Origin of the sequence: Paracidovorax wautersii (genome assembly GCF_900113035.1) — a bacterium.
Classification (GTDB): domain Bacteria; phylum Pseudomonadota; class Gammaproteobacteria; order Burkholderiales; family Burkholderiaceae_C; genus Paracidovorax; species Paracidovorax wautersii.
This window is the reverse complement of the sequence record NZ_FONX01000003.1, coordinates 342,297-354,673: the sequence shown is the minus strand read 5'-3', so window position 1 is coordinate 354,673 and position 12,377 is coordinate 342,297. Positions and strand designations below refer to the sequence as shown.

General features: G+C 71.1%; 10 protein-coding genes. 9 read left to right on the top strand and 1 reads right to left on the bottom strand.

Features of this window, described 5'->3' with window-relative positions; genetic code table 11:
• The first annotated feature begins 19 nt into the window (after positions 1-19).
• Genes acnD through BM070_RS06500 form a run of 3 tightly spaced genes read left to right on the top strand, consistent with a single transcriptional unit; the run spans position 20 to position 4,760 of the window.
• Complete coding sequence (acnD, locus tag BM070_RS06510; protein WP_092938711.1) at positions 20-2,674, top strand: Fe/S-dependent 2-methylisocitrate dehydratase AcnD; 2,655 nt, start codon at positions 20-22, stop codon at positions 2,672-2,674.
• Complete coding sequence (gene prpF, locus BM070_RS06505; protein ID WP_092938709.1) at positions 2,671-3,873, top strand: 2-methylaconitate cis-trans isomerase PrpF; 1,203 nt, start codon at positions 2,671-2,673, stop codon at positions 3,871-3,873. The genes acnD and prpF overlap by 4 nt, the downstream gene beginning before the upstream one ends.
• Before the next feature lie 26 nt (positions 3,874-3,899).
• Positions 3,900-4,760 carry an isocitrate lyase/PEP mutase family protein gene (locus BM070_RS06500; protein WP_092938707.1) on the top strand — a complete coding sequence of 287 codons (861 nt, stop codon included), beginning with the start codon at positions 3,900-3,902 and terminating at the stop codon, positions 4,758-4,760.
• 22 nt (positions 4,761-4,782) lie between these two features.
• On the opposite strand, the gene BM070_RS06495 is transcribed toward BM070_RS06500, so the two are convergent.
• Positions 4,783-5,694, bottom strand: a complete 912-nt coding sequence (locus BM070_RS06495; protein WP_092938705.1) for a LysR family transcriptional regulator — start codon at positions 5,692-5,694, stop codon at positions 4,783-4,785.
• A gap of 108 nt (positions 5,695-5,802) precedes the next feature.
• Between BM070_RS06495 and metE the strand changes: the two genes are divergently transcribed.
• The 6 genes from metE to BM070_RS06465 all read left to right on the top strand — a co-directional run bounded on the left by metE (position 5,803) and on the right by BM070_RS06465 (position 12,376).
• Complete coding sequence (gene metE / locus BM070_RS06490; RefSeq protein WP_092938703.1) at positions 5,803-8,094, top strand: 5-methyltetrahydropteroyltriglutamate--homocysteine S-methyltransferase; 2,292 nt, start codon at positions 5,803-5,805, stop codon at positions 8,092-8,094.
• Between the two features lie 182 nt (positions 8,095-8,276).
• The gene (locus BM070_RS06485; protein ID WP_092938702.1) at positions 8,277-8,534 is read left to right on the top strand and encodes a hypothetical protein; all 258 of its coding nucleotides are present in this window, start codon (positions 8,277-8,279) and stop codon (positions 8,532-8,534) included.
• Positions 8,535-8,581: 47 nt separating this feature from the next.
• Positions 8,582-8,773 (top strand): DUF2256 domain-containing protein, encoded by a 192-nt coding sequence (locus BM070_RS06480; protein ID WP_092938700.1) that lies wholly within the window; start codon positions 8,582-8,584, stop codon positions 8,771-8,773.
• Positions 8,774-8,826: 53 nt separating this feature from the next.
• Positions 8,827-9,075: a helix-turn-helix domain-containing protein gene (locus BM070_RS06475; RefSeq protein WP_092938698.1), complete on the top strand. Its 249-nt coding sequence runs from the start codon at positions 8,827-8,829 to the stop codon at positions 9,073-9,075.
• Positions 9,076-9,197: 122 nt separating this feature from the next.
• Positions 9,198-11,564, top strand: coding sequence for a bifunctional salicylyl-CoA 5-hydroxylase/oxidoreductase (locus tag BM070_RS06470; protein WP_092938697.1), 2,367 nt, complete (start codon positions 9,198-9,200; stop codon positions 11,562-11,564).
• Complete coding sequence (locus BM070_RS06465) at positions 11,564-12,376, top strand: SDR family NAD(P)-dependent oxidoreductase (RefSeq protein ID WP_434803170.1); 813 nt, start codon at positions 11,564-11,566, stop codon at positions 12,374-12,376. Before BM070_RS06470 ends, BM070_RS06465 begins: the two co-directional genes overlap by 1 nt.
• Position 12,377 lies beyond the last annotated feature (1 nt).

The window sequence follows — 12,377 nt, the reverse complement described above, 5'->3', positions numbered from 1 at the left end:
TCGCCATTCCATTCGCCCCATGAACACATCCCATCGCCAGCGCCTTCCCGGAACCGCGCTGGACTATTTCGACGCGCAGGGCGCCATCGATGCGCTGCGCCCCGGCGCCTGGGCTGCCATGCCGTACACGGCCCGCGTGCATGCCGAGAACCTGGTGCGCCGCTGCGACCCCGCCATCCTGCAGGACTGCCTGCTGCAGATCGCCGAGCGCCGGCCCGACCGCGACTTTCCCTGGTACCCGGTGCGCGTGGTGTGCCACGACATCCTGGGCCAGACCGCGCTGGTCGATCTGGCCGGCCTGCGCGACGCCATCGCGGCCGAGGGCGGCGACCCCGCCCAGGTCAACCCGGTGGTGCCGGTGCAGCTGATCGTGGACCACTCGCTGGCCGTGGAATGCGGTGGCTCCGACCCCGACGCCTTCGCCAGGAACCGCGCCATCGAGGACCGGCGCAACGAGGACCGCTTCCACTTCATCGAATGGACGAAGAAGGCCTTCGCCAACGTGGACGTGATCCCCGCGGGCAACGGGATCATGCATCAGATCAATCTGGAGAAGATGTCTCCGGTGGTCGCGGTGCAGGACGGCGTGGCCTTCCCCGACACCTGCGTGGGCACCGACAGCCACACGCCGCACGTCGATGCGCTCGGCGTGATCGCGGTGGGCGTGGGCGGGCTGGAGGCCGAGAACGTGATGCTGGGCCGCGCTTCGTGGATGCGCCTGCCCGACATCGTCGGCGTGGAGCTGACGGGCCGGCGGCCGCCGGGCATCACGGCCACCGACATCGTGCTGGCCCTCACCGAATTCCTGCGCCAGGCCAAGGTGGTGGGCGCCTACCTGGAGTTCTTCGGCGACGGCGCGCGCAGCCTCGGCATCGGCGACCGCGCCACCATCGCCAACATGTGCCCGGAATACGGCGCCACCGCAGCGCTCTTCGCCATCGACGGGCAGACGCTGGAGTACCTGCGCCTCACCGGGCGCGAGGCGGATCAGGTGGCGCTGGTGGAAACGTACGCCAAGGCCGCGGGCTTCTGGGCCGACAGCCTGGCGGGCGTGCAATACGAGCGCACGCTGCGCTTCGACCTTTCCACCGTGGTGCGCAGCATGGCCGGGCCCTCCCAGCCGCACCGCCGCCTGCCGACCTCGGCCCTGGCCGAGCGCGGCATCGCGGATGCGGCCCAGCTGGAGGCGGGGCGCGCGCAGGAAGCGCAAGGGCTGATGCCCGACGGCGCAGTGATCATCGCCGCCATCACCAGCTGCACCAACACCAGCAACCCGCGCAACGTGATCGCGGCCGGCCTGCTGGCGCGCAATGCGCGGCGCCTGGGCCTGGTGCGCAAGCCCTGGGTGAAGACCTCGCTCGCGCCGGGCTCCCAGGCTGTCGAGCTGTACCTGAAGGAGGCCGGCCTGCTGCCGGACCTGCAAGCGCTGGGCTTCGGCATCGTGGGCTTCGCCTGCACCACCTGCAACGGCATGAGCGGCGCGCTGGACCCCGCCATCCAGCAGGAGATCATCGCGCGCGACCTCTACGCCACGGCCGTGCTGTCGGGCAACCGCAATTTCGACGGGCGCATCCACCCCTATGCCCGGCAGGCCTTCCTGGCCTCGCCGCCGCTGGTCGTTGCCTATGCCATCGCCGGCACGGTGCGCTTCGACATCGAGCGGGACGTGCTCGCCGTGGTGGACGGCCGCGAGGTGCGCTTGCAGGACCTCTGGCCGCCGGACGAGGAGATCGACGCCGTGGTGGCGCAGGCCGTGCGCCCGGCACAGTACCGCGCGGTGTACGAGCCCATGTTCGCCATCCGCCAGGACGACGGCACGCGCGTGGCGCCGCAGTACGGCTGGCGCCCGCAATCCACCTACATCCGGCGCCCGCCGTACTGGGACACCGAGGGCGTGGGCGCCCTGGCCGCGCAGCCGCGCACCCTGGCCGGCATGCGTGCGCTGGCCCTGCTGCCCGACAACATCACCACCGACCACCTCTCGCCCTCCAACGCCATCCTGCCGGACAGCGCGGCGGGCGAATACCTGCACCGCATGGGCCTGCCCGAGGAGGACTTCAATTCCTACGCCACGCACCGCGGCGACCACCTCACGGCCATGCGCGCCACCTTCGCCAACCCGCAGCTGGTCAACGAGATGGCGCGGGTGGACGGCGTGCAGCACAAGGGTTCGCTCGCGCGCCTGGAGCCCGAGGGGCGGGTGGTGCGCATGTGGGAGGCCATCGAAACCTATCTGCAGCGCCGCCAGCCGCTCATCGTCATCGCCGGGGCCGACTACGGCCAGGGCTCGTCGCGCGACTGGGCCGCCAAGGGCGTGCGCCTGGCGGGGGTGGAGGCGGTGGTGGCCGAAGGCTTCGAGCGCATCCACCGCACCAACCTCATCGGCATGGGCGTGCTGCCGCTGGAATTCCTGCCCGGCACCAGCCGCCTGACGCTGGGCCTGGACGGCACCGAGACCTACGATGTGTCCGGCCGCCCCACGCCGCGCGCCACGCTCACGCTGGTGGTGCGGCGCCGCGACGGGGCCGTGCAGCAGGTGCCCGTGACCTGCCGGCTGGACACGGCCGAGGAGGTGTCGGTGTACGACGCCGGCGGCGTTCTGCAGCGCTTCGCGCAGGACTTCCTCGCCGAGGCGCGGCAGGCGCCGACCCCTTCTGACCGAGGCACGCCATGACATCCGTTCCCCAGATCCGCATCCCCGCCACCTACCTGCGCGGCGGCACCAGCAAGGGCGTGTTCTTCCGCCTGCAGGACCTGCCGCCAGCGGCCCAGCGCCCCGGCGCGGCGCGCGACCGGCTGCTGCTGCGCGTGATCGGCAGCCCCGACCCCTACGGCAAGCAGACCGACGGCATGGGCGGCGCCACGTCGAGCACCAGCAAGGCGGTGATCATCGGCGCCCCCACGCAGCCGGGGCACGATGTGGACTACCTCTTCGGGCAGGTGGCCATCGACCAGGCCTTCGTGGACTGGAGCGGCAACTGCGGCAACCTCTCGGCCGCCGTCGGCCCCTACGCCGTGCAGGCCGGCTTCATCGACGCGGCGCGCATCCCGCAGGACGGCATCTGCACGGTGCGCATCTGGCAGGCCAACATCGGCAAGACCATCGTGGCCCACGTGCCCATCGCCGGTGGCGCGGTGCAGGAGACGGGCGATTTCGAGCTGGACGGCGTCACCTTTCCCGCGGCCGAAGTGCCGCTCGAATTCATCGACCCGGCGGACGAGGGCGACGGCACTGGTGCTGGCGGCGGCGCCATGTTCCCCACCGGCAATGTCGTCGATACGCTGGAGGTGCCCGGCGTCGGCGCCCTGCAGGCCACGCTCATCAACGCCGGCATTCCCACCGTGTTCGTGGAGGCGTCGGCCCTGGGCTACGACGGCACCGAGCTGCAGGACGCGATCAACGGCGACGCCGCGGCGCTGGCGCGCTTCGAGGCCATCCGCGCGCAAGGCGCCCTGCGCATGGGCCTGATCGGCCGGCTGCAAGAGGCCGCGGGCCGCCAGCACACGCCCAAGGTCGCTTTCGTGGCGCCGCCTGCCGGCTACACCGCCTCCAGCGGCAAGCCGGTGCGCGCGGCTGAGGTGGACCTGCTGGTGCGCGCGCTCTCCATGGGCCGGCTGCACCACGCCATGATGGGCACGGCGGCCGTGGCCATCGGCGCGGCGGCGGCCGTGCCCGGCACGCTGGTGCACCGGGCCGCTGGCGGCGGCGGCACGCGCGCGGCGGTGCGCTTCGGCCACCCCTCCGGCACGCTGCGCGTGGGCGCCGAAGCCGCGCAGGTGGAGGGCCGCTGGGTGGTGACCAAGGCGCGCATGAGCCGCAGCGCGCGCATCCTCATGGAAGGCTGGGTGCGGGTGCCCGGCGACTGCTTCTGATCCGTTATCGAATGAAGGAAACACCGATGTCCACACGCAAGCAACTGCGGGCCCTGGCGGAGGCGCGCCGCGGCGTGCTCGTTCCCGGGGCGTTCAACGCGCTCTCGGCCCGGGTGATCGAAGACCTGGGCTTCGAGGCGATCTACGTCACCGGCGCCGGCGTCACCAACATGTGGTTCGGCATGCCGGACCAGGCGTTCATGGGCCTGGCGGAGATCGCGGACCACACGGCGCGCATCCGCGACGCGGTGGAGCTGCCGCTGATCGTCGATGCCGACACGGGCTTCGGCAACGCGCTGAACGTGTACCACACGGTGCGCACGCTGGAGCGCGCCGGGGCGGACTGCATCCAGCTGGAAGACCAGGTGGCGCCCAAGCGTTGCGGGCACTTCTCGGGCAAGGAGGTCATCTCCACCGAGGAGGCCGTGGGCAAGATCCGCGCCGCGGTGGATGCCCGGCGCGACCCCGACCTGCTCATCATGGCGCGCACCGACGCTGCAGCGACCCACGGTTTCGATGCGGCGGTGGAGCGGGCGGAGCGTTTCGCCGAAGCGGGCGCGGACATCCTCTTCGTCGAGGCGGTGACCACGGCCGACGAGATCCGCGCGCTGCCCGCGCGCCTGGCCCGCCCGCAGCTGATGAACATGGTCATCGGCGGCAAGACGCCCATCTTCAACGCGCAAGAGCTGGGCGGGCTCGGCTACGGCCTCGTGCTGTATGCGAACGCGGCCCTGCAGGGCGCCGTCGCCGGCATGCAGAAGGCGCTGACGGTGCTGCGCGATGCGAAGGAGGTGCAGGAGTCGAGCGGCCTGGTCGCGCCTTTCGCCGAGCGGCAGCGGCTGGTGGGCAAGCCGCACTGGGACGCGCTGGAGGAGCGCTACCGCTGAACCCGGCGCGGCAGCGCCGCCCTCAACCGCCTGCCGGTCCGGCGGAGGCCGCCAGCGGGCCGCGCGCCAGTTCCACGAAGGCCTGCAGATAATCCGTATCCAGATCCGCCTCCCGCGCCCCCAGGTGGATCTGCTTGGCGATGCCCTTGGCGCCCAGGCGCACGGGAACGATGTCCAGGCGCGCGGCGTAGTCCTGCACCAGCCAGCGCGGCAGCGCGGCCACGCCGCGCTGGCTGGCGACCATCTGCAGCATGATGTCCGTGGTCTCGATGGCCTTGTGGCGGCGGGGCGCGATGCCGGCGGGCAGCAGGAACTGGGTGTAGATGTCCAGCCGGTCGGTGGGCACGGGGTAGGTGATGAGCACTTCGCCCGCCAGGTCGCGCGGGCGGACGTGGCCGGCCTGGGCCAGCGGGTGGCTGGCGGCGACGACCAGCACCTGCTCGTAGTCGAAGACGGGCTCGAAATGCAGGCCGGGCTTGTGCAGCGGGTCGGGCGTGACCAGCAGGTCGATCTCGTAGCCGAAGAGGGCGCCGATGCCGCCGAACTGGAATTTCTGCTTCACGTCCACATCCACGTCGGGCCAGGCCGCGAGGTAGGGCGAAACGATCTTCAGCAGCCACTGGTAGCAGGGATGGCATTCCATGCCGATGCGCAGCGCGCCGCGCTCGCCCCGGGCGAACTGGCGCAGCCGGTCTTCGGCCAGATCGAGCTGGGGCAGCACGCGGTGGGCCACGGCCAGCAGATATTCCCCCGCCTGGGTGAGCCGCAGGCTGCGGCCTTCGCGCAGCCACACGTCGGTGCCCAGCTGCTGTTCGAGCTTCTTCATGCTGTGGCTGAGCGCCGACTGGGTGACGTGCAGCACCTCGGCCGCGGCCGTCAGCGAGCCCTGCTGCTCGACCTCACGCACGATGGACAGGTGGATTCGTTCCAGCATTTGAATGAGTGGAGTTCATGGATTGGTGAGATAAAACCATTTTACTTCATGGGTCTGCAGACCTAGGATGCGCTCCGTTCTTCGATTTCCTGTTTTGCGAGCAGCCTCATGACCACCATTCACAACCTTGGATTTCCCCGCATCGGCGCGCAGCGCGAACTGAAGTTCGCGCTGGAGTCGTACTGGAAGGGCGCGTCGCCGCTGGGCGCGCTCGAAGCGCTCGGCGCGCAGCTGCGCCAGCGCCACTGGCAGCAGCAGGCGGGCCTGGATCTCGTGCCCGTGGGCGACTTCTCGTTCTACGACCAGGTGCTGGACACCAGCTTCCTGCTGGGCCATCTGCCGCAGCGCGTGCAGGGCCTGCCGGGCGATGCGCTGGACAACTATTTCCGCGTGGCACGGGGCCGATCGGCGCCTGCGGCCGAAGGGGCGGGCGGCCCCGCGGCGGGCGTTGCGGCCGGCGAGATGACCAAGTGGTTCGACACCAACTACCACTACATCGTGCCGGAGTTCACCGCGGCCACCACCTTCCGGCTCGATGCCTCGCGGCTGCTGGCGCAGCTGGCCGAGGCCAAGGCACAAGGCGTGCCGGCCAAGCCGGTGATCATCGGCCCGGTCACCTATCTGTCCATCGGCAAGTCCAAGGACGGCTCCAGCCGCCTGGCCCTGCTGGAGCGCCTGCTGCCGGCCTATGCCGAACTGCTGGAGCTGCTCGCCGCCCAGGGCGTGGAGTGGGTGCAGATCGACGAGCCCGTGCTGGTGACCGAGCTGGACGCGCAATGGCAGCATGCCTTCAACACGGCCTACCACCACCTCAAGACGGCCCGCGTGAAGATCCTGCTGGCGACGTACTTCGGCCAGCTGCAGGACAACGCCTATCTGGCGGCCAACCTGCCCGTGGCCGGCCTGCATGTCGATGCCGTCAACGACCGTGCGGGCGTGCTGCCGCTGCTCAACCTGCTGCCCGCGCACAAGGTGCTGTCGCTGGGCGTGATCAACGGCCGCAACATCTGGAAGACCGACCTCGCGGCCGTGCTCGACTGGGTGGAGCCGCTGGCGCAGCGCCTGGGCGACCGGCTCTGGCTCGCGCCCTCGTGCTCGCTGCTGCACGTGCCCGTCGATCTGGCCAGCGAGCGGCAGATGGATGCGGAGGTCCGCTCCTGGCTGGCCTTCGCGCTGCAGAAGCTGGAGGAGCTGCGCGTGCTCGGCCGGGCGCTGCGCGAAGGGCGCGGCGCCGTCGCCGCCGAGCTGCAGGCCAACCAGGCCGCGCTGGCCGCGCGCCGCGCATCGCGCCGCGTCCACAACCCGGCCGTGCAGGCCGCCGTGCAAGGCATCACCGCCCGGCAGGGCCAGCGCGCCAGCGGCTATGCCCAGCGCGCGCCCCGGCAGGCGGCCGTGCTGGACCTGCCGGCCTACCCGACCACCACCATCGGCTCGTTCCCGCAGACCGCCGAGATCCGCCAGGCGCGCAGCGACTACAAGGCCGGCCGGCTGGACGAGGCCGGCTACCAGGCCCTGATGCGGGCGGAGATCGAGCGCAGCGTGCGCGAGCAGGAGCGCCTGGGGCTGGATGTGCTGGTGCACGGCGAGGCCGAGCGCAACGACATGGTCGAATACTTCGGCGAGCAGCTCGAAGGCTACGCCTTCAGCCAGTTCGGCTGGGTGCAGTCGTATGGCTCGCGCTGCGTGAAGCCGCCCATCCTGTTCGGCGACGTGCGCCGGCCCCGGGCGATGACGGTGGACTGGATCGCCTACGCCCAGGCGCTCACCACCAAGCCGATGAAGGGCATGCTGACCGGGCCCGTCACGCTGCTGAACTGGTCCTTCGTGCGCGACGACCAGCCGCGCGCCGCCTCCTGCAGGCAGCTGGCGCTGGCGATCCGCGAAGAGGTGCTGGACCTGGAGCGGGCCGGGGTGAAGGTCATCCAGATCGACGAGGCCGCGCTGCGCGAAGGCCTGCCGCTGCGCCGGTCGCAGTGGGCGGACTACCTGGGCTGGGCCGTGGAGTCGTTCCGCATCGCGGCCAACGGCGTGCGCGACGAGACCCAGATCCACACCCACATGTGCTATTCGGAGTTCAACGACATCATCGCGTCCATCGCCGACATGGATGCCGACGTCATCACCATCGAGACCGCACGCTCCGACATGGAGCTGCTCGACGCGTTCGAGAGCTTCGACTACCCCAACCAGATCGGCCCTGGCGTCTATGACATCCACTCGCCCAACATCCCGGCGCAGGACCGCATGGTGCAGCTGATGAAGAAGGCCGCCGAGCGGGTGCCGGCCGAGCGCCTCTGGGTCAACCCCGACTGCGGCCTCAAGACCCGCCAGTGGGCCGAGGTGATTCCCGCCCTCGGCAACATGGTGGCGGCCGCCCGTGCGCTGCGCGCGCAGGCCTGAGGCCGGGGAAACGCGAACCCGCGAGCTGCCGGGCAGGGCGGGCGATCAGGTGGGCGGGGCACCCGTTGGTGGTGCCTGGCCGCCAGAGGGCTTGGAACCTCAGCACCTTCTCCTCCCTTGTCCGACAGCCTGGGCCGATGCGGGCGCGTAGCTTGGGGGCTGAATCACCCAGGAGCCCGACCATGGTCACACCGCAACATTCCCCCCGCGATCCCGCAGGTTCACCGCATCCCGCGCACGTCCAGGCGCAAGAGGCGGAGCACGCACGGCGCCGCGTGCCCTCGGTCCGCATCGTCCTGCTGGCCCTCGTCGCCGGCTTGATCCTGGCGAGTGCCGTGGGCTACCTGCTGCGCGACCAGATCTATGACCCGGCGCACAGCTACGGCACCGAATCGCCGCACGTGGTGCCGCCGGCCGGGAAGGCGCCCGCGAGCCCGTGATGGCGCGACGCCCCAGGGGCCTTGCCGGTCGCTCTTAGCATCGCGCCATGGCAAAGAAACCCGGCGGCAAAAGCGACCCACCCCGCGCATCAGGCGCCCATCGCGGCAACAAGGCGGGCCTGCCTGCCAAGCTCTGCGCGGCCTGCGGGCTGACCATGACCTGGCGGCGCAGCTGGGCGCGCAACTGGGAAGAGGTCAAGTACTGCTCCGAGCGGTGCCGCCGCAGCGGCAAGGGCTGACGGCGGGTAGCGCGGCTGGGGCCGTGCGCCAGCCCATCCCGCAGAATGCCGGCATGACGCAAGGCAAACGCATCTCCATCGCCATCGCAGACGAAGCGCTCGCGGCCATCCGCGCCCTGGGGGCTGCGGCCCGGCAGGCACGGCTCGCGGCCGGCGAGGGCCAGGCGCAGGCCGCCGCCCGGCTGGGCGTGCATGTGCAGACCATCGGCCGCATCGAATCGGGCGAGCCCGGCGTGGCCGTGGGCCATGTGCTGGGGCTGCTGGCGCTCTACGGCATCGCGGTGGATTGCAGGCCCGGCTGAAGGGCCTGCGCCGGTGTCGCGGACACCGAAAAGCGCACCGCCGCAATGCGGGTTGATTTGATTGACAACTAAACTAATAGCCCGCAGACTGGCCGCTCCAGTAATTGCGAAGGCGGCATGTCATGAAGATTGTGTGCATCGGCGGCGGTCCCTCGGGCCTGTATTTCGCGCTGCTCATGAAGCTGCAGGACCCGTCGCACGACATCCGCGTGGTCGAGCGCAACCGGCCCTACGACACCTTCGGCTGGGGCGTGGTCTTCTCCGACCAGACGCTGGGCCACCTGCAGGCGGCCGACCCGGTCACGGCCGGGCAGATCCTCGATGCGTTCAACCACTGGGACGACATCGAGGTACACATCCACGGGGAGATGGTGCGCTCCGGCGGCCACGGCTTCTGCGGCATCGGGCGCAAGCGCCTGCTCAACATCCTGCAGGCGCGCTGCGAGGAACTGGGCGTGCAGCTGGTCTTCGAGACCGACGTGCAAAGCGATGAGGACTATGCCGACGCCGACCTCGTGATCGCGGCCGACGGCCTCAACAGCCGCATCCGCACCAAGTACGCCGCCACCTACCAGCCCGACATCGACCTGCGCCTGTGCCGCTTCGTCTGGCTGGGCACGCAGCAGCTGTTCGACGCCTTCACCTTCGCCTTCGAGAAGACCGAGCACGGCTGGTTCCAGGCCCACGCCTACCGCTTCGACGCCAACACCTCCACCTTCATCGTGGAGGCGCCCGAGAGCGTCTGGCGCGCCGCGGGCCTGGACACGATGGAGAAGGAAGACGCCATCGCCTTCTGCGAAAAGCTCTTCGCGCGCCACCTGGGCGGCCATCCGCTCATCTCCAACGCCGCGCATCTGCGCGGCTCGGCGCAGTGGATCCGCTTTCCGCGCGTGATCTGCCAGCGCTGGGTGCACCACAACGGCCAGGCGCCGGTGGTGCTGATGGGCGATGCGGCGCACACGGCGCATTTCTCCATCGGCTCGGGCACCAAGCTCGCGCTGGAAGACGCGATCGAGCTGGCGCGCTGCATCGGCCGCCGGCCCGGCGACCTGGCCGCCGCGCTGGCCGACTACGAGGCCGTGCGCAGCGTGGAGGTGCTGAAGATCCAGAACGCGGCGCGCAATTCCACCGAGTGGTTCGAGAACGTCGAGCGCTACGCCAGCCTGCCGCCCGAGCAGTTCGCCTATTCGCTGCTCACGCGCAGCCAGCGCATCAGCCACGAGAACCTGCGGCTGCGCGATGCGGGCTATGTGGAGCGCTACGAAGACTGGATCGCCCAGCGCTCCGGCCTGCCCCAGCGCCGTGCCGACCGGCGGGCCGTGCCGCCCATGTTCACGCCCTTCACGCTGCGCGGCGTCACGCTCAAGAACCGCGTCGTGGTCTCGCCCATGGCCCAGTATTCGTGCGCCGGCGACGGCCTGCCGGGCGACTACCACCTCGTCCACCTGGGCGCGCGCGCCATGGGCGGGGCGGGGCTGGTGTTCACCGAGATGACCTGCCCCTCGCCCGATGCGCGCATCACGCCCGGCTGCCCGGGCCTCTGGAACGAGGCGCAGCGCGATGGCTGGAAGCGCATCGTCGATTACGCGCATGCGCACGGCGGCGCCCGCATGGCGATCCAGCTCGGCCATGCCGGCGCCAAGGGCGCCACGCGCCTGGCCTGGGAAGGCATCGACCAGCCGCTGCCCGAGGGCGAGCGCTGGCCGCTGCTCTCGGCCTCGCCGCAGCAATACCTCGAAGGCGTGAGCGATACCTCCCGCGCCATGACCCGCGCCGACATGGACCGGGTGCAGGGCGAGTTCGTGCAGTCCACCCGCTGGGCCGACGAAGCCGGCTTCGACTGGCTCGAATTCCACTGCGCGCACGGCTATCTGTTCAGCAGCTTCATCTCGCCGCTCACCAACCGCCGCAGCGACGAATACGGCGGCTCGCTCGCCAACCGGCTGCGCTATCCGCTGGAGGTGTTCGCCGCCATGCGTGCCGCCTGGCCGGGCGAGAAGCCCATCTCGGTGCGCATCTCGGCGCACGACTGGGTCGAGGGCGGCATCACCCCCGACGACGCGGTGGAGATCGCCCGCGCCTTCAAGGCCGCCGGCGCCGACATGATCGACTGCTCCTCCGGCCAGGTCAGCAAGCAGGAAAAGCCGGTCTATGGCCGCATGTTCCAGACGCCCTTCGCCGACCGGGTGCGCAACGAGGCGGGCATCCCGACCATCGCGGTCGGCGCCATCACCGAGGCGGACCACGTCAACAGCATCATCGCGGCCGGCCGCGCCGACCTCTGCGCCGTGGCACGCCCGCACCTGGCCAACCCGGCCTGGACGCTGAACGAAGCCGCGCGCATCGGCTACTTCGACGTGCGCTGGCCGGTGCAGTACCAGGCCGGCAAGGTGCAGCTGGAACGCAACCTGGAGCGCGAGCGCGCAGCCGCTGCGCAGGCGGCGCTCTCGCCGCTGCAACGCGCCCAGCAACAGGCGGAGGCGGGCTGATGGCTGCAGGCACCCACCCCATGGCAGCGAATGCGCTGCACGGCCGCCATGCGGTCATCACCGGCGCGGGGCGCGGCATCGGCGCGGCCATCGCCCGGCGGCTGGCGGCCGACGGCGCGCGGCTCACGCTGCTGGGCCGCAATCTGGACGTGCTGCAGGCGCTCGCCGCGCAGCTGCCCGCATCGGCCCAGGCGCTGCCGCTGGCCTGCGACATCACTTCCGAGGCCAGCGTGTTCCAGGCCTTCGCCGCCGCGCGCGCCGCGGCCGGGCCGGTGGCGGTGCTGGTCAACAACGCCGGCCAGGCGGAGAGCGCGCCCTTTCACCGCATGGACGCGGCCCACTGGCAGCGCATGCTCGACGTGAACCTGACCGGCACCTTCACCTGCACCCAGGCGGCGCTGGCCGACCTGCTGGCCGTGGGCGCGGCCGGCGGCGCGGCGCGCATCGTCAACATCGCCAGCACGGCGGGGCTGCGCGGCTATGCCTACGTGGCGGCCTATGCGGCGGCCAAGCACGGCGTGATCGGGCTGACCCGTTCGCTGGCGCTGGAGCTGGCGGCCAAGGGCGTCACCGTCAACGCCGTGTGCCCGGGCTATACCGACACCGACATCGTGCGCGAGAGCGTGGAGCGCGTGGCCGCCAAGACCGGCCGCAGCGCCGAGGCGGCGCGGGCCGAGTTCGTGCGCGGCAACCCGCAGGGCCGGCTGGTGGCGCCCGACGAGGTGGCCGACACGGTGGCCTGGCTCTGCGGCGCGGGCGCGGCGGCGGTCACGGGGCAGGCGATTTCCGTCTCGGGCGGCGAGGTGATGTGAC